This window comes from Ruegeria sp. CF3 (assembly GCF_056537365.1).
In genome coordinates this window covers 95,666-111,879 of the sequence record NZ_JBQFRK010000008.1, presented here as the reverse complement: position 1 = coordinate 111,879, position 16,214 = coordinate 95,666, and the positions used below count along the sequence as shown (strand labels likewise).

Annotated in this window: 16 protein-coding genes; 8 read left to right on the top strand and 8 right to left on the bottom strand. The window is 57.6% G+C overall.

Features of this window, described 5'->3' with window-relative positions:
• Window positions 1-1,215, top strand: coding sequence for a winged helix-turn-helix domain-containing protein (locus ACR0KC_RS20550; protein ID WP_480772204.1), 1,215 nt, complete (start codon window positions 1-3; stop codon window positions 1,213-1,215).
• Here ACR0KC_RS20550 and ACR0KC_RS20545 read toward each other — a convergent pair.
• Together ACR0KC_RS20545 and hpaR are read right to left on the bottom strand one after the other, a co-directional pair.
• Window positions 1,208-2,122 (bottom strand): helix-turn-helix transcriptional regulator, encoded by a 915-nt coding sequence (locus ACR0KC_RS20545; RefSeq protein ID WP_170399212.1) that lies wholly within the window; start codon window positions 2,120-2,122, stop codon window positions 1,208-1,210. The genes ACR0KC_RS20550 and ACR0KC_RS20545 overlap by 8 nt on opposite strands.
• Before the next feature lie 163 nt (window positions 2,123-2,285).
• Window positions 2,286-2,720: a homoprotocatechuate degradation operon regulator HpaR gene (hpaR, locus tag ACR0KC_RS20540; RefSeq protein ID WP_170426263.1), complete on the bottom strand. Its 435-nt coding sequence runs from the start codon at window positions 2,718-2,720 to the stop codon at window positions 2,286-2,288.
• A 127-nt stretch (window positions 2,721-2,847) separates the two neighbouring features.
• Here hpaR and ACR0KC_RS20535 point away from each other — a divergent pair, with 127 nt between their 5' ends.
• Window positions 2,848-4,257, top strand: a complete 1,410-nt coding sequence (locus ACR0KC_RS20535) for a pyridoxal phosphate-dependent decarboxylase family protein (protein ID WP_480772203.1) — start codon at window positions 2,848-2,850, stop codon at window positions 4,255-4,257.
• Here the strand turns inward: ACR0KC_RS20535 and ACR0KC_RS20530 are convergent.
• Window positions 4,254-5,396, bottom strand: coding sequence for a DUF3095 domain-containing protein (locus ACR0KC_RS20530; RefSeq protein ID WP_170567238.1), 1,143 nt, complete (start codon window positions 5,394-5,396; stop codon window positions 4,254-4,256). The genes ACR0KC_RS20535 and ACR0KC_RS20530 overlap by 4 nt on opposite strands.
• A 145-nt stretch (window positions 5,397-5,541) precedes the next feature.
• On the opposite strand from ACR0KC_RS20530, the gene ACR0KC_RS20525 reads away from it, so the two are divergent.
• From ACR0KC_RS20525 to ACR0KC_RS20515, 3 genes are all read left to right on the top strand, one after another.
• Entirely contained in the window at window positions 5,542-6,714 is a 1,173-nt protein-coding gene (locus tag ACR0KC_RS20525) for an MFS transporter (protein WP_480772202.1), read from the top strand.
• 15 nt (window positions 6,715-6,729) lie between these two features.
• Complete coding sequence (locus tag ACR0KC_RS20520; RefSeq protein ID WP_480707525.1) at window positions 6,730-7,764, top strand: glycosyltransferase family 4 protein; 1,035 nt, start codon at window positions 6,730-6,732, stop codon at window positions 7,762-7,764.
• Window positions 7,765-7,877: 113 nt separating this feature from the next.
• Window positions 7,878-8,900 carry an aspartate-semialdehyde dehydrogenase gene (locus ACR0KC_RS20515; protein WP_170399241.1) on the top strand — a complete coding sequence of 341 codons (1,023 nt, stop codon included), beginning with the start codon at window positions 7,878-7,880 and terminating at the stop codon, window positions 8,898-8,900.
• Window positions 8,901-9,043: 143 nt separating this feature from the next.
• Here ACR0KC_RS20515 and ACR0KC_RS20510 read toward each other — a convergent pair whose 3' ends face one another.
• The 3 genes from ACR0KC_RS20510 to ACR0KC_RS20500 all read right to left on the bottom strand — a co-directional run bounded on the left by ACR0KC_RS20510 (window position 9,044) and on the right by ACR0KC_RS20500 (window position 11,240).
• Window positions 9,044-9,736: a M48 family metalloprotease gene (locus ACR0KC_RS20510; RefSeq protein WP_480444271.1), complete on the bottom strand. Its 693-nt coding sequence runs from the start codon at window positions 9,734-9,736 to the stop codon at window positions 9,044-9,046.
• A 401-nt stretch (window positions 9,737-10,137) separates the two neighbouring features.
• Window positions 10,138-10,674 carry an SRPBCC family protein gene (locus tag ACR0KC_RS20505; RefSeq protein WP_170399247.1) on the bottom strand — a complete coding sequence of 179 codons (537 nt, stop codon included), beginning with the start codon at window positions 10,672-10,674 and terminating at the stop codon, window positions 10,138-10,140.
• A gap of 86 nt (window positions 10,675-10,760) precedes the next feature.
• Complete coding sequence (locus tag ACR0KC_RS20500; protein WP_170399250.1) at window positions 10,761-11,240, bottom strand: phosphoribosyl-AMP cyclohydrolase; 480 nt, start codon at window positions 11,238-11,240, stop codon at window positions 10,761-10,763.
• Window positions 11,241-11,454: 214 nt separating this feature from the next.
• Between ACR0KC_RS20500 and ACR0KC_RS20495 the strand changes: the two genes are divergently transcribed.
• The 3 genes from ACR0KC_RS20495 (at window position 11,455) to ACR0KC_RS20485 (ending at window position 14,025) form a co-directional block, all read left to right on the top strand.
• Window positions 11,455-11,844 carry a hypothetical protein gene (locus ACR0KC_RS20495; protein ID WP_170399254.1) on the top strand — a complete coding sequence of 130 codons (390 nt, stop codon included), beginning with the start codon at window positions 11,455-11,457 and terminating at the stop codon, window positions 11,842-11,844.
• Between the two features lie 64 nt (window positions 11,845-11,908).
• Entirely contained in the window at window positions 11,909-13,291 is a 1,383-nt protein-coding gene (locus ACR0KC_RS20490) for a leucyl aminopeptidase family protein (protein ID WP_480791480.1), read from the top strand.
• Window positions 13,288-14,025 carry a C40 family peptidase gene (locus ACR0KC_RS20485; protein ID WP_480707522.1) on the top strand — a complete coding sequence of 246 codons (738 nt, stop codon included), beginning with the start codon at window positions 13,288-13,290 and terminating at the stop codon, window positions 14,023-14,025. Before ACR0KC_RS20490 ends, ACR0KC_RS20485 begins: the two co-directional genes overlap by 4 nt.
• On the opposite strand, the gene ACR0KC_RS20480 is transcribed toward ACR0KC_RS20485, so the two are convergent.
• Both ACR0KC_RS20480 and ACR0KC_RS20475 read right to left on the bottom strand, forming a co-directional pair.
• On the bottom strand, window positions 14,022-14,372 hold the full coding sequence (locus ACR0KC_RS20480) for a DUF2794 domain-containing protein (RefSeq protein WP_480707521.1): 351 nt from the start codon (window positions 14,370-14,372) through the stop codon (window positions 14,022-14,024). The genes ACR0KC_RS20485 and ACR0KC_RS20480 overlap by 4 nt on opposite strands.
• 78 nt (window positions 14,373-14,450) lie before the next feature.
• Window positions 14,451-16,115, bottom strand: a complete 1,665-nt coding sequence (locus ACR0KC_RS20475; RefSeq protein ID WP_170515416.1) for an ABC transporter permease — start codon at window positions 16,113-16,115, stop codon at window positions 14,451-14,453.
• Between the last annotated feature and the right edge of the window lie 99 nt (window positions 16,116-16,214).

The following is a 16,214-nucleotide window of genomic DNA, read 5'->3' as shown; positions in this document are numbered from 1 at the left end:
ATGGCGCAGCAACGTCTGGACAACCGCGCGGCGCGGGCGCTGTTCATGGATCGGCACGCGCTTTTGGAACAGCCTACTGGAAGTTCCAAAGGCGATGACTTGTTACAGCTGATCCATCGTTTAGGGTTTGTCCAGCTCGACAGTATCAACACCGTCGCCCGCGCGCATGACATGATCCTATATGCGCGTAAGCCCAGCTATCGTTCGCGCTACCTCAAGCAGCTCTACGAACGCGACCGCGCGCTGTTTGAGCATTGGACGCACGATGCGGCGGTGATCCCAATGGAATTCTATCGCCATTGGCATCTGCGGTTCCTGCGCGATGCCGACATGTTGAAAGCCCGCTGGAAGAACTGGCGGCGTGACGGGTTTGAGCAAAAGTTCGAAACCGTCCTACAACATATCCGCGACCATGGTCCGGTTGGCTCGTCCGATGTCGGAAAAGACGAGAAAAAGGGATCTGGCGGTTGGTGGGACTGGCATCCATCCAAGACCGCGCTGGAATATCTCTGGCGATCCGGCGCGCTGACCGTGGTTGGACGCGATGGGTTTCAGAAACGCTATGACCTGACAGAGCGGGTTATAGAAACTCAACTTTGCCCCGGCAATTTGCATTGCGACGCAAATGAAACTGTGGATTGGTTGTGTAACGCCGCACTCGACCGGCTGGGGTTCGCCACATCGGGAGAGCTTGCCGCGTTCTGGGATACGGTAAGCGCTGCCGAGGCAAAATCCTGGTGCCAACGGGCTCTAACACAGGGTGAAATCGAAGAGATCTGCGTCGAATGCGCAGACGGGCGGGAACGAAAAGTGTTCGCCCGCCCCGGTCTATGTGAACACGCTACAGAGCTGCCCGATGCGCCGGGCCGGATCAGAGTTCTCAGCCCTTTTGACCCTATGTTGCGTGACCGGAACCGGGCCGAGCGGTTGTTCGGATTCCACTATCGGATCGAGGTGTTCGTACCCGAACCCAAGCGTACCTACGGCTATTATGTCTTTCCGTTGCTTGAAGGGCACCGGTTGATCGGACGCATCGACATGAAGGCCCAGCGAGACCGTGGACTGTTGCAAGTCCGATCCGTATGGCCAGAACGGTCGGTGCGTTGGTCTGACGCAAGAACCCGCCGCCTGCAGGCCGAATTGGACCGGGTACGGCGATTTGCGGAACTGGACGGGGTGGAATTTGAAAAGGATTGGCTGAAAGATCCTAAATAGAACCCAATTTTTCGATCAGGAAACCTTGTTCCTCAATCAGTAGGCGCAGCTCGTTCAGCGAAACATGGGGCGCCCTGCCCGATGTATCTAGCTGCGCATTTGCCCGCCCATACAAAGCCTCGCGACTGGCCAATATGTTCTTGAGCTGTTCCATCGCCTTGGGATTTCCGGCCATCGGGCGTTCGTCGCCTTGGGCGCGCACGCGGTCCATATGCTCGGTCGGTGACGCGCGCAGCCAGATGGTGTGAAACCGGCCAAGCAGGGTAGCATAGGTCGAAGGCTCTGATACGATCCCGCCCGCGACTGCCAGCACGACCCGATCATGCTCTGCAATCACCCGATCCAGCGCCTGCGCTTCCAGATTGCGATACCCGTCTTGCCCGTAGAACGCCATCACTTCAGACATGGGCATGCCGGCCATCTCTTCAATCATGGCTGTGAGTTCAACAAACGGCAGTCTTTGTGCGGCAGCCAGCATAGCGCCAAGAGTTGACTTACCCGCTCCGCGTAACCCAATCAGACAAACCCGATGCGCACGTGCATCCTCATCTGGGTGAGGTTGCAATGCACGCCTGACGCTTTCTTTGACGTCGTCGCTGGCTTGTCGGAAAAGCTCAACTATCTGCAAAGCATCCGAATCCCACGGATCATCTTCACCAATCAACCATTCGGCTTTGTAATCCAGTGCCTGTGCGACACGGTGCAACACGCCGATCGAGATGTTGCCCTCACCCGCCTCAAGCTGCGCCAAATAGCGTGGGGAAACGCCCGAGTTCTCAGACAGGATCCGGCGCGGGATGCCTCGCATTTGACGCGCCCGGCGTACACGCGCGCCCACTCGCTCGCTTAAATCCTGCTTTGCAATATGTGCAGGCAGTGCCGGTTCTGGCGGTTTGGGCCCATCCATCTGCATTGAACCGTTTGTTAAAGGTAAGGATGAGGCTACGACGCGAACCATCTACGGGCAACGAATATTACCTTCTCCGCCCACAATGCTTATCGTTTGGGGCCCTGAACGAGGTCTGAACGACGACAAGCAGTTTGGTCAGAGCCTGTTCTGAGCATTGCGCTCAGCCTTCCAGCTGGTGAAGCTCTACCAGAAGGTCCAGCAACTTCTCGTGCTGCTCTGCCCCGAGCAAAGAGCGGGTGTGTTCCGCCAGCTCCAACATTTCCGCCAGATTTGCGTCGATAATTTGCAACCCATTCTCGCTGATTTCGACAATCTGTCGGCGGCGGTCTTTGGTATCCGGCCGCCTCATGATCAGCTTGCTGTCTTCGAGCTTTTTCAGAATGCGCGTCAGGCTGGGCAACAAGAGGCAGGCGCGCTCGGCGATCTGAGTAGGCTCCTGAGGTCCTTCTTCCTGCAAAACGCGCAGAACGCGCCATTGTTGCTCGGTGACGCCAGCATCCGTTAGCACACCACGAATAGGCCCCATCACCCTTTCCCGAGCGCGCAACAGCGCTATCGGCAATGATCGGGACGTCTGTGGTAAGTTTCTTGACATATGGAATTTTCGCGCAATTCCAAATATTTCGCAATAGAACGTTGGTTGTGGTTGAGTTTCGTTTACTGGGCTTTACTTAACTTGTTTAGCATATGATACTGACAAAAAGGCTACCGAGGCGGATAAGATGAAATGGAATGAATTCTCCGATTGGGGCAAGAAGGTTGCCGAGTGGACGCAAGACTATCACCTGACGGTGGGCGACAAGCCCGTGCGCGCCTGGACCGAGCCGGGCGATATCCTGAACGCTCTGCCCGCGCATCCCCCTGAGCAGGGCGAGCCGATCGAGGACATCTTTCATGATTTCGAACAAATCGTGATGCCCGGCATTACCCATTGGCAACACCCTCGGTTCTTCGCCTACTTCAATTCGAACGCCTCGGCCCCGTCTGTTCTGGCCGAGTTCCTGGCCAGCGCCATCGCGCCGCAATGTATGCTGTGGCAGACCTCGCCCGCCGCAACCGAGATGGAAACACGAATGATGGACTGGCTGCGCGAAGCGCTGGACCTGCCCAAAGGGTTTGCCGGGGTTATTCAGGATTCGGCGTCATCTGCGACATTGGCGGCTGTGCTGACCATGCGCGAGAAGGCGATGAACTGGCAGGGCAACACGCTGGGGCTGTTCGGTCAAAAGCCACTGCGCATTTATTGCTCTTCCGAGGTTCATACCTCAATCGACCGCGCCATCTGGGTTGCGGGGATTGGACAGGACAATCTGGTGCGCATCCCCGTGCAAGGTGATTGGCGTGGAATGAACCCCGATGCGCTTGAAGCAGCGATTCAATTAGATTTAGAGTCTGGTTTCCACCCGGCGGGCGTGATCCTTTGTGTTGGAGGGACCGGAACCGGGGCAACTGATCCAGTGGATCACTGCCTGGCGATCGCACAGAAATACGGCCTTTATACCCATGTCGATGCAGCCTGGGCGGGGTCGGCGATGATCTGCCCCGAATATCGTCACTACTGGCCGGGGATCGATCAGGCCGACAGCATTGTATTCAATCCCCATAAGTGGCTGGGCGTGCAATTCGATTGCTGTGCGCATTTCCTGAAAAACCCCGATGATCTGGTCCGCACGCTTGCGATCAGCCCGGAATATCTGAAAACCCACGGCAAGGACGGGATCATCAATTACTCGGAATGGTCGGTGCCATTGGGACGTCGGTTCCGCGCGCTGAAACTGTGGTTCGTCATCCGCACCTATGGGCTGGAGGGGTTGCGCGAACGGCTGCGGAATCACGTCAATTGGTCGCGCGCACTGCATGATCGTCTAGCAGCAGAACCGGATTTTCGGATCGTGACGCCTCCAATGTGGTCTCTTTGGACCTTCCGATACGAGCCGGATGGGGCCGACGATCTGGATGATCTGAACCTGCGGCTGGTGAATGCTATCAATGATGATGGGCGGATCTACCTGACACAGACCCGCGTGGATGGCGATCTGGTCATCCGCTTTCAGGCCGGTCAGTTTGAATCCACAGAACAGGACGTGATGATGGCCTATGACGTGATCACTGAAATCGCTCGAGGGCTTTAGGCCCTCATTGACGCTGCAGCCTGCGCGTATCCCCCCGAGGCCCCGTCAACAAAATGCACATGGTCGTCACGCATGGCCGAGGGAACAAAGCAGGTCATCATCGCCTCTTGCTGGGCGTGCATGCCATATCTGATTTTGCCTTTTGTTTGCGCGTCTTCCAGCATCTGAGTGAGCTTTTCCAACGTGCTCGAGTCACAATCCAGCGTCATTTTCAGACCGTCATCAAACTTTCGGAAATCAGCGTTGCGACTGACCATCTCCTTGTAATGCTTGGGTTCGAATTGACCCAGGCGCATCCCGGTTTTGAACAACAAGCCGATCAACATATTCCCGATCATCAAGCGTGTTTTCTGCATCAGAAGATTCCGACCCGCGCGTGAGACATGGGCATCGATATCGACGCCGGGCGGAGGGAAACTCATCGGAGGTCCTTTGGCCGGAACCGGGTGACCGGCGCGTTCTAGCCCTTCGGCGACGGACAGGATGGATTGAGTCAGGGCGGCGAATTCAGCCTCATTAGACTCTGATGTGGGCTGAATAACCAGTGAAACGATCTGACCAACCCTCGCTGGACTGTTGGACCAACGACAAGATAGGCCGGTCAGATCGGGCTGCGCGTCAGGTCCGGCTGGTTGCACAACAAGTTGCCCGGATTTCATCTGAGCCTCGGCCCAGGCCAGTCCCCCGCCGGTAAACATCGCATAGTCAACGCCGGTGGACGGCGCAAAGCGAGCAACACGCAGATCACGTCCAGCGGCGCGGATGTCGGCCACCGAAACCAGCGCCGCGCGCAGAGTGATGGCGAATTCCGTTTCGGCCCAGCTTTGCAATGTTGCCAGCGTGTCCCGCGCGATCTCGGCATCCTCGTCCGATACGGCGAATCCAGCACCATCACCACCGAAGACATACGGGAATATGCGCCCGCCCAGCGCATTGATCATGCCTGAAATCACGGCCGCCCCCACCATGTTGACGGTCTTGTACCGGCCCCGCGCGATTTCACCGGTCGAATCTACGATATCGGCGACGCCCAGAACCCATGTCTCTGGCAAAGGTGTGAACTGCGCGGGGTCACTGAGGCTGAGGAAATTGTCCGAAATGGGGACGGAGTCATAAAATACAGAGTCTGAGAGGGTCATAACACACTCGGGAAATCCAAAATCTGCCGTGATGATAGCTCAATTGTGAAGAATGTCCGCCCCAATCGATTCAATCATGGCACTTGTGCCGATCAACGCGGCGTGCAAAGCATCGGGGCGGGGCAGCTAGACAATAGGTCAAGAAATGCAGGCAGGTTTGGTGATCTTGTGTCTGGCCTATGTACTCAGCCAGTTTTTCCGCGCTTTTCTGGCAGTTTTAAGCACCGATCTGGGACGCGATATCGGCGCAACACCCGAAGACCTCGCCTTTGCCTCAGGTCTTTGGTTTCTAATCTTTGCGGCGATGCAGATCCCGGTGGGCTGGGCACTGGACCGCGTCGGTCCTCGGCGCAGTTCTGCGGTGCTGCTACTGATCGGCGGGGCTGGCGGGGCTGGCCTGTTTGCGGTCGCAACGACCCCATTCCATGTGGCACTCGCCATGGCGCTGATCGGGGTTGGATGTTCGCCCGTTCTGATGGCGTCCTACTATATCTTTGCCCGAGAGTTTCCACCCGCCAAATTTGCCACGCTCGCCGCGGTGATGCTGGGTGTGGGTTCTGTCGGCAATCTGGTCGCCTCATACCCCACGGCGCTGGCGGTCGAGCTGATGGGCTGGCGCGCTACGCTGGCCGGTCTGGCGATTATCTCTGCTGCGGTGGCTGCAGGGATCTGGCTGACGGTGCATGACCCTGAAAAGGTAAAAACCGAGCAAAAAGGATCACTTCTGGACCTGCTGAAAGAACCTGCGCTGTGGACCATTCTGCCGCTCATGCTTGTGTCTTATGCGCCATCGGGTGCGATCCGAGGGCTTTGGGCCGGGCCGTATTTGAATGACGTGTTCGGGCTCAGCACCGCTCAGATCGGGACGGCAACGTTGATCATGGGGGCCGCGATGATCGCGGGAACCTTCGCCTATGGGCCGCTGGACCGTATCCTGGGCACCCGGAAATGGGTGATCCTGGGCGGTAACGTGTTGGGGGCCACGACGCTCGGCCTGTTGTGCCTGTGGGTCGACAGCGGCGTTTGGGTCTCGGTGCTGCTGTTGGCAGTGATCGGCTTTCTGGGCGCCAGTTTTCCGGTGATCATGGCCCATGGCCGGGCCTTCGTGCCGCCGCATCTGGTCGGGCGGGGCGTCACCCTGCTAAACCTTTTTGGCGTCGGCGGCGTCGGTCTGGCGCAATTTGCCACCGGGCGCATCCATGCAGCCAGCGCCGGGATCAGCCCCTCCGCACCTTATACGGCGATCTTCGGCTTTTTCGCGGTCACCCTTGCCATTGGCTGCGTGATCTATCTATTCAGTCGGGACAGCGTGGACTGAAACCGGAGACCGCCCGTGCAGGACATTGAGGTGATTGCACCCAATCTGAAGCATTCCCTGTCGGGCGTGACAACGACGGTGATCCGTCTGCTGCCAATCCAGCAGAAAATGATCGGCATCCGTGCCACCGGTCCCGGCCTGCCGGCAGATTTGCCCCATATCAGACTCTGGAAACTACTGTTTCTACCCAATCGCAAACGGGTCTGGCATGCACGCCGGAATACCGAGATGTTGATGGGTCTGGTCTTGCGTTCGGTGCTTCGACGCAACTACAAACTGCTATTCACCTCAGCCGCGCAACGTGATCATTCCGGGTTCACCAAGCGGCTGATTTCGAAAATGGACGCGCTGATCGCGACGACGCCTCAAGCCGCTTCCTTTCTGGAGCATCCCGCTACTGTTATCATGCATGGCGTCAACACCGAGCTGTTTCACCCGGCCGAGGACAAAAGCGCCCTGCGCCAAAAACTTGGTCTGCCAGACGGGCTGCTGATCGGGTGTTTTGGCCGTATCCGCCCTCAGAAAGGGGTCGACTTGTTGGTCGATGCCGCCCTGAAGATGCTACCTAATCACCCCGATGCGCATGTGATCTTTACCGGGCGTACCACCAACGAATTTGAGGCTTTTCAGGCTGAGCAGGAGCAAAAGCTGCAGGACGCCGGGCTGGGCGACCGCGTGCATTTTCTGGGTGAGCGTCCTTGGGATGAGATTGTCGAGACCTATCGCGCGCTCGATCTGTTCGTTGCGCCCGCACGGCACGAAGGGTTCGGCCTTACACCGCTTGAAGCGATGGCCTCGGGCGTGCCCGCCATAGCCAGTCACGGGGTCGGAGCGTTTAGTGCGCAAATCAAGGATGGTGAGACCGGAAGACTGGTCGAGAAAGACAATGCCCCTGCACTGGCCGACGCGCTGGAGGATATGGTGCAGGACCGCGCTGCGCTGGCCGCTGCGGGACTAGCCGCGCGCGCCCATGTCGAGCAGAATTTTCGAATCGAAGGCGAAGCGCAGGCGATTGTCGAGGTTTATCGATCCTTGCTGAAACAACCCTGAACGGTACTGAACTGTGTCAAATCGGTGTGACGGGGTGAAATAAGCCGAAACGCCTCTTTTTTCTTTGCCGCAACGCGGCTATGAACGCGCGTCCTTAACTTTGGAGACATGAAATGGGCTATCGCGTCGTAGTCGTCGGCGCCACGGGTAACGTGGGCCGCGAAATGCTGAACATCCTGGCGGAACGCCAGTTCCCTGTCGATGAACTTGCTGCTCTGGCAAGCCGTCGTTCGCTGGGTACTGAGGTGACATTTGGCGACAAGACGCTCACTACCAAAGATCTGGACACATTCGATTTCACTGGTTGGGACATGGCGCTATTTGCTGTGGGTTCCGAGGCCACAAAGGTTTACGCCCCTAAGGCGGCAGCGGCTGGCTGCGTGGTGATCGATAACAGCTCGCTCTATCGCTATGACCCGGACATTCCGCTGATCGTGCCGGAATGTAACCCCGAGGCGATCCACGACTATAAAAACAAAAACATCATCGCCAACCCCAACTGCTCGACCGCGCAGATGGTCGTCGCGCTGAAGCCTCTGCATGACCGTGCCAAGATCAAGCGCGTGGTTGTGTCGACCTATCAGTCGGTGTCGGGCGCCGGTAAGGAAGGCATGGATGAGCTTTGGGATCAGACCAAGGCCATCTATAATCCCACGACCGAGGTTGAACCGAAGAAATTCCAGAAGCAGATTGCCTTCAACGTCATTCCGCAGATCGACGTCTTCATGGAAGACGGCTCGACCAAGGAAGAGTGGAAGATGGTTGTCGAGACCAAAAAGATCGTCGATCCGTCGATCAAGGTCACCGCAACCTGCGTTCGCGTTCCGGTATTCGTCGGCCACTCCGAGGCCGTGAACATCGAGTTCGAAGAGTTCCTCGACGAAGACGAAGCCCGCGACATCCTGCGCGAAGCACCGGGCATCATGGTGATCGACAAGCGCGAAGCCGGTGGCTACGTCTCGCCCATCGAATGCGCGGGCGACTTCGCCACCTTCATCAGCCGTATCCGTCAGGACTCGACCATCGAGAACGGCCTGAACCTGTGGTGCGTATCCGACAACCTGCGCAAAGGCGCGGCGTTGAACGCTGTTCAAATTGCAGAATTGCTGGGCCGTGAAGTTCTGAAGAAGGGGTAACCTTCGCCAGTTGGTTATGACTCTATTAAACCCCGCTGCACCGCCAGTGGGGTTTATTATTTTGTGGACGGGCAGAGATGGCAATATTGCGGGGCAAAGCCGCCCTGTGCATGCGTTGCCATTGCCTATCCAGCACCAGTTGGTCAGCCACCGATCTGGGACATTGTCGCTTTTACCGCATGGTATCTTTGAGAGTTTGGGGGATGCGTCCCCAGAAAGCGATCACCAGGATCAGGAACTCGTGCGAAGTACAGCGCACCCTTGAGTGGATCATAACCCGCTTTGTAGGCTATTACAGTGCCTAGTCGATCAGCTTCCAATTCAAAGTTCTTTGAATAGCTGCGGCCGCCAACAAAGGCTCCAATGTCTTGTGCTGCGGCAATGTCATTCGGCCCTGACCCCGCAATTGTTGCTAGACCGGCCAAAAGCACCGCACCAGCCGCCGCATTTTGGGCCTGTCGCGCCAAATGCCCTTGAATGTGGTGAGCGGCCTCATGCGCCATAACAAATGCAAGTTCGTCAGTGTTGTTTACATTCCGTATCAGCGCTTGAGTCATTGTGATAACGGGGCGCCCCGACTTGCTTAAACTCTGATACGCGTTTGAGGGTGCTTTTTTGTCTGGATCAATGCGGATCAAAAAATCACAATTCACATTCTTAGTGCGGCGGCGGCATTCTCGTTCTGCCACAGGTTCTATTCGTGAGGCGACCTGACGGAACCTTATTTGTGCCTGTTGTGAACTGACGGGCGCGCTCGCGCGACCGGGGTTTGGAATAGGTGCTGATGGAGGAGTGGTGGTTGAAGCGCATCCCGCTAATGCCAAAACAGCTAACATCAATACCGTTCGCCTCATAAACACACCTTTCCAAATGTTCAGAGCATCAAAATCGAATCTGTGGCTTTCGAGAAACCAACTTGCACATTCGAACCTACGGTCTTCACGATTTGATATTCAATAACAGACGGGTTGTCGGTGGTCGCCCCGATTAAGCTGTCGTCAAAATGGTAGGCACTACAAATGGCATTGAAGCGAAGGACCAACCGATCCACGCCCCGTTCTGTATGGGCTTGAACCGAGTTGAACACCGCATCAGCGGAGGCGATTTGCGCTGCACGATGGCTTGATCCCAGCCTCCTGCGCGGCAAAGGGACTGCTATGAGCGCACGTACAGTTCAACAATCGTTTCTGGTATGGCCTCAAAGCAGTCATCAGAGAGATGCCTCCTGCCTGATCGTTCACCCCTGTCCCTCGACCAGCGTCTTCAAATTCTCCAACCCGCGCTCGTAATCTCCGCCGACCCAATTGTCCATCATTAGGCCCATCCAGCGGGACATGGGGTTCATACCAAGGTCGGATACGAATCCCCAGGTAACCTGTGTGCCTGATCCTTCGGGCCGCAACTGGAACGAGGCGGTGGCTGTCCCCATCGGGCCAAAATCCAGTGCGGTTTGCACGGACTGATCCTGGGTGCTCTCGGTGATTTCCTGCGAACCGGTGCCCACCTGCGGGTTATCCGAGGCCCAGTTCAGTGTGTTTCCGACACCCGCTTCCGGGCCACTATAGCTCAGCTTGGTTTCGGGGTCTCGGGACAGCCAGGGGGACCATTTCTCGGTCTCCTGCATCGAATTCACATAGGGAAAGATCGCCGAGGCTGGTGCGTCGATTGTGATGCTGCGGGACACCTCGGCCTGACCAGGCAAAAGATATGATACTCCGACAAGCGCCAGAATGATCACCAGTAGAGTGACGAGAATACGTTTAATCAATTTCATGAGCTCGATCCGATTCTGACAACATCATCGGAAACATATCAAAAAATCGACGTAATTTCAGAGGCCCGATCGTATGACCCGCAGGATCAGGCCGGTGGCTGGTAAGGCAGCGACGAATGGTGCAGCACGATGCGAAGCACTCCGTCAGCGTCTTTTTTGTAGCCGAAGCTTTTGTCGACTTGCGTGATGTTACCTTGGCTATCCGTCAGAATGACCTTGCCCATCCACATGGCGACATCGCCTTCGACGAAGCTGGCCGAAGTCTCACTTGCCATTTCGCGCCAACCCTTGATTCCGAAACCGCCATCAAGCGGAAATTCGGCATCGTGACCGACAAAATAGGCCAGTGCACCGTGGCGAGTCGGGCGAAAGGTTTGATCTCCGGACGCCATAGTTGGTTTGAACAGGACCGGACCCAGATTATAGCCGTATGCCGCATCCAGAACACCCTCGGCAACGGAACGGGCCGCATCGATCCCACCGTCTTCAAAAGCTTTGGAGATCGCAATCAACCCATCGCCCCAGGCGGTACGGGCAGCGGCCAGCTCGTCAGTGGTAATCGGCATGATCCTGTCCTTCTCTGTCCGGTTTCTACGGTACTGGCAGCAAGTGAGCGTCAACGCAAGAGGTGTGACCGGACTCTCGCCCGGTTTTGCCCACAGAACCGCGTGGAAGCCTGAATTCTCAGAAAATTCGACCCATTCTTCTGAACCGGTGCAAGGTTTTGCAAAGTATTTTGCCGCCAATCTCTGACTGTGCCGTGGGGGCATTTCAATTGGGGTGAATGTGGTGGACAAGATTATCACACTGGAACAGAAGGAACCCGTGCGTCTGGACCCGGACCGCCTGAGCAGCCTGTACAATCAGCTCGGCGACACCAACGCGATGGACGTGCTGTGCCGCACGGTTGAAGAACTGGCGTTGCGGCTGTCGAATTGTGAACGGTTTTGGCGGCAACGCGATTGGGCCGGGCTGCGCAAATGCGCAAAATCTCTCGTAGCCATATCCGAGCAAATCGGCATGACAGCACTGGCACGTGTGGCAGGCGATGTAGCCTGTACTGTCGACGCTGGCGATGCGGTCGCGACAGGGGCGACTCTGAGCCGCCTGATCCGGGTGGGCGAGCGATCGCTGACTGCCGTCTGGGACCAACAAGATCTATCTGTCTGAGAGGGGGTTGCGAGTGCGCCGCAGACAGATAGTCTGGGCGAAAATCCAACCAGCCGAGACACGCATGACCCTGTCCTTCGCCCCTGCCTCCGACCCATCGCTGCCACTACATGTGTTAGAGCAATCAGATTTTGAAAGCTGGCTGACCGATCAGCCGGATCATATCCGAGCTTGGGTTGCGGCCGATGGGTTTTCCGGAGCTCTGGGTCAAACACTTCTGGTGCCCGGCACAGATGGTAATCCGCAGTTTGCCTTGGCGGGATATGGCAGCGCGGCAAAACGGGTACGCAAGCGATTTCCGCTAGCCGCTGCCGCAGAATCGCTGCCCAAGGGCACCTATCATATCGCCTCGGGCGTTCCCGCAGATGTGCTTGAGGCTGAATGCCTGGGCTGGCTGATGACGGGATATGCCTTTGATCGCTATGCCGCGCAAAGCCCGGCCAACGCCACGCTTATTGAGCCCGAGGGCATAGATGCCCGGCGGATCGAAATCATGGCCAATGCTGAGGCATTGACACGGGATCTGGTCAACACACCCACTTCGGACATGGGCCCGGTGCAATTACAACACGCGGTTGAGGCACAGGCACGGGAACACGGTGCAGACATCTCGGTCATCACAGGCGATGCGTTGCTGGAACAGAATTTTCCGATGATCCACGCGGTGGGGCGTGCTGCCGAACAGGCCCCGCGTCTGATCGAGATGAACTGGGGCGATCAAGGGCCAAAACTAACATTAGTTGGGAAAGGGGTCTGTTTCGATACAGGCGGCCTGAATCTGAAACCCGGTGCGTCGATGGGGTTGATGAAAAAAGATATGGGCGGAGCGGCCAATGTGCTGGGTCTGGCCCGTATGATCATGGCGCTGGATCTGAAAGTGCAATTACGGGTCCTGATCCCGGCGGTCGAAAACGCAGTAGCGGGCAATGCTTTCCGCCCCGGCGACATCCTGACGGCGCGTAATGGGCTAACGGTTGAGATCAACAACACTGATGCCGAGGGTCGGTTGGTGCTGGCCGATGCCCTTGCTCTGGCGCATGAAGGGGCGCCAAACCTGCTCATCTCGATGGCCACTTTGACTGGCGCGGCCCGGGTTGCATTGGGCGCTGATCTGGCCCCGTTTTATACCGATGACGACAAAGCCGCCGACGTGCTGGCGCGTGCTGGCCGGGCTGCCGCTGATCCGGTCTGGCGTATGCCTTTTCATGACCCCTATGAAGCGATGATCGAACCCGGCATCGCTAACCTCGACAATGCGCCTTCTGGTGGATTTGCAGGCTCTATCACCGCGGCACTGTTCCTGCGCCGGTTCGCTGCCGAAAGTCGCTATATGCATTTTGACATCTATTCGTGGCAACGCAGTAAGGAACCCGGTCGCAGCAAGGGTGGTTTGGGCCAAGGCCCGCGTGCCCTCCTGGGGGCTTTGCCAGAGATCCTTGGCCTATGACTCAGGCGCGCATCATTCAACCGGTCATAGACCTGCTGCGCCACCCTGACGGTCCGCGCGACCGGCAATTGTTGTTCGGCGACACGGTCACTGTTTTGGACGACCAAAACGGCTGGAGCAAGATCTCAGCCAGCAAGGACGGCTATACCGGATGGGTGGCGACGGACGATCTGGGACCAATTGAGCCACAGACTCACTGGATCGTCGCCGCTTCGACCCATGCCTATCAGAAGCCCGATATAAAAAGCCGCGATCTGACCTCTCTTAGCTTTGGCAGTAAAATCAGGGCTCTGTCTGAGGAGGGCGGGTTTCTGGAAACGCCAATCGGGTTCATTCCGGGGGTGCATGCCGTGCCCGCCTATTCCCTGCTGACCGATCCCGTTACCGCGGCCGAACTTTTTCTCGGCACCCCTTATCTTTGGGGTGGTAACAGTCGATTCGGGCTGGATTGCTCGGGCCTCGTGCAGCTCGCACTGCTCGCCTGCGGCGTTCCTTGTCCCGGAGACAGCGGCGATCAGGAACGCGAAGTTGGTGGATCGGTGCCCGAGGGCGATCCCGCACGGCGCGGAGACTTGCTGTTCTGGAAAGGCCATGTTGCCTGGGTTGCCGCCGAAAACCTTCTACTTCACGCCAACGCCTATCACATGGCCGTTGCGCTCGAACCGATGGATCAGGCGATTGCCCGGATCGCCGCCCAGGGCGACGGGCCGGTTACAGCGCATAAAAGGCTCTAATCCAGGTCAACCGCACGGATAAGCTTGCGTTCCAGAACCCTCAGAACCGAGCGCAGATCGTGCCCGCGCTTCAAAATACGCCCATCCATGCCGACCACGGAATACATGCCCTGACGTAGCCGCAGGCGCGGGTGCTTCTCGACCCTGTAGATGGGATGTTCCGCCGTGCGCCGAAAAATCGAAAATACCGCCATATCCCGCAGGTTCGAGATTCCGTAGTCGCGCCATTCACCGGCAGCAACCATTCGGCCATAAACAGACAGGATTTGAGACATCTCGCGCCGGTCAAACGCGACCGGCATCTGGGCAGAGCCGGACCCGAACCGGCTGGGAGGCTGCATGTTCATATGACAAGCCTTGCCGGAAATCGCCGTCGAATCAAGCCCACTGGCATCAAGGTGTTGTATTTTTGGATCGCCCGCCCGCTATCTGCGCCCAACCTGACGGCAAATCAAGATCACCGGCAGCAACCCGACAGCCAGAATAACCAGCGACGGAACCGCTGCACCTTCAAGCCTCTCATCCGAGGCCAGACGATAGGCCTGCACTGCTAGCGTGTCGAAGTTAAAAGGCCGCATGATCAGGGTCGCGGGCAGCTCTTTCATCACATCCACAAAGACAATCAACAGTGCCGTCAGCAATGAAGGCGTAAGGATCGGCAGATGTACCCGGCGCAGCGTTCCTAACGGGGTTTGACCCAGTGACCGCGCGGCGGCATCCATATTGGCGTGAACGGTACTCTGCCCACCTTCATAGGCGCTGAGCGCGGCGGCCAAAAAGCGCACCATATAGGCCGCGATCAACAACCAGATGGATCCAGTGACCAGCAGTCCGGTCGAGATACCAAAGGTTTGGCGCATCCACGCATCCAGTGCGTTGTCGAATCCCGCAAAGGGGACGATCAGCCCCACGGCGATCACGCCACCCGGCACTGCATAGCCCAACCGCGCCACATAAGCCGCCATGGCGGACCCGCGCCCGGGGCGCAGGCGTTGGAAGAATCCTATCGAAATCGCCGCGCTGACGGTGATAACCGCCGCAGCCCCCGCCAGTGTCAGCGAGTTCTGTATGAACCCGATATATCGGCGCGACAGCAGGTTCTGCTCGGATTCCAACCCCATCTGCACAAGGATAACCACAGGCAGAAGGAATCCGAACAGGACGGGAATTGCGCATAGCAGAAATGCCGCGAGTGATTGCCATCCCTTGAGTTGCGCCGCTGGCAGACCTGCGTGGCGCTTGCCTGCCTGATAGTATTTGGCCTTGCCGCGCTGTGTCCGCTCGGCCACGGCCATGACAAGCGCAAAACCCAACAGACAAAGGGCGAGTTGCGCCGCAGCAGCGCGATCAGCCATGGAAAACCAGCTTGTGTAGATGCCAGTGGCAAAAGTCTGCACTCCGAAATAGGCGACTGTGCCAAAATCGGCGATGGTTTCCATAACCGCCAGCAAGACGCCCCCCGCAATCGCCGGGCGTGCCATCGGCAGGGATACGCGCCAAAAGGCATGCCAGGGGCCATTGCCCAGCGCCCGGGCCGCCAGAAAGGCCGTGGCGCTTTGCTGCAGAAATGCCGCGCGCGCCAGCAAATAGACATAGGGATACAACACCAGGATCAACATCACCGCCGCGCCCTCGGTCGAGCGAATCTCGGGGAACCAATAGTCGCGCGGGCCCCAGCCGGTCACATCCCGCAGCGTGGTCTGAACGATTCCGGGGTGATCCAGAATGAAGGTATAGGCATAGGCCAGCACATAAGCCGGAAAGGCCAGCGGCAGGACCAGAGCGATTTCCAGCCACCGCACTCCGGGAAAGCGGGTCATCGTGACCAGCCACGCAGCGCCGACGCCAATCGAAAACGTCCCTGCTGCGACCAGCACCACCAGGATCACCGTGGTCAGCGCATAGCCAGGCAAAACAGTCTCTAACAAATGGGAAATTGTGTCGGTGCCACCGGTCACCGCCGCCAGAACAACCGCCACCATTGGCAACAGACAGGCGGCTGCCACGACATAGGCAATGCCGCCCACAAAGCGTGTGCCTAGGGCGCCGCGGTTATGCGTTCCGTGTTCTGAATATTCGACTTCGGCCATCGCGTCTGACTGAGAATCCCATAGGGTCTGCCTTTAATCGACTAAAACTCTAAGAAACACCAGTGGGCCCACTAACAAAAACTGCGGCAATGTTTGCCA

Excerpts from the sequence above, each read along its gene's own strand:
- ACR0KC_RS20550 (WP_480772204.1), top strand. The coding sequence starts at position 1 with ATGGCGCAGCAACGTCTGGACAACCGCGCGGCGCGGGCGCTGTTCATG.
- ACR0KC_RS20545 (WP_170399212.1), bottom strand. The coding sequence starts at position 2,122 with ATGGATGGGCCCAAACCGCCAGAACCGGCACTGCCTGCACATATTGCA.
- hpaR (WP_170426263.1), bottom strand. The coding sequence starts at position 2,720 with ATGTCAAGAAACTTACCACAGACGTCCCGATCATTGCCGATAGCGCTG.
- ACR0KC_RS20535 (WP_480772203.1), top strand. The coding sequence starts at position 2,848 with ATGAAATGGAATGAATTCTCCGATTGGGGCAAGAAGGTTGCCGAGTGG.
- ACR0KC_RS20530 (WP_170567238.1), bottom strand. The coding sequence starts at position 5,396 with ATGACCCTCTCAGACTCTGTATTTTATGACTCCGTCCCCATTTCGGAC.
- ACR0KC_RS20525 (WP_480772202.1), top strand. The coding sequence starts at position 5,542 with ATGCAGGCAGGTTTGGTGATCTTGTGTCTGGCCTATGTACTCAGCCAG.
- ACR0KC_RS20515 (WP_170399241.1), top strand. The coding sequence starts at position 7,878 with ATGGGCTATCGCGTCGTAGTCGTCGGCGCCACGGGTAACGTGGGCCGC.
- ACR0KC_RS20510 (WP_480444271.1), bottom strand. The coding sequence starts at position 9,736 with ATGTTAGCTGTTTTGGCATTAGCGGGATGCGCTTCAACCACCACTCCT.
- ACR0KC_RS20505 (WP_170399247.1), bottom strand. The coding sequence starts at position 10,674 with ATGAAATTGATTAAACGTATTCTCGTCACTCTACTGGTGATCATTCTG.
- ACR0KC_RS20500 (WP_170399250.1), bottom strand. The coding sequence starts at position 11,240 with ATGCCGATTACCACTGACGAGCTGGCCGCTGCCCGTACCGCCTGGGGC.
- ACR0KC_RS20490 (WP_480791480.1), top strand. The coding sequence starts at position 11,909 with ATGACCCTGTCCTTCGCCCCTGCCTCCGACCCATCGCTGCCACTACAT.
- ACR0KC_RS20485 (WP_480707522.1), top strand. The coding sequence starts at position 13,288 with ATGACTCAGGCGCGCATCATTCAACCGGTCATAGACCTGCTGCGCCAC.
- ACR0KC_RS20480 (WP_480707521.1), bottom strand. The coding sequence starts at position 14,372 with ATGAACATGCAGCCTCCCAGCCGGTTCGGGTCCGGCTCTGCCCAGATG.
- ACR0KC_RS20475 (WP_170515416.1), bottom strand. The coding sequence starts at position 16,115 with ATGGCCGAAGTCGAATATTCAGAACACGGAACGCATAACCGCGGCGCC.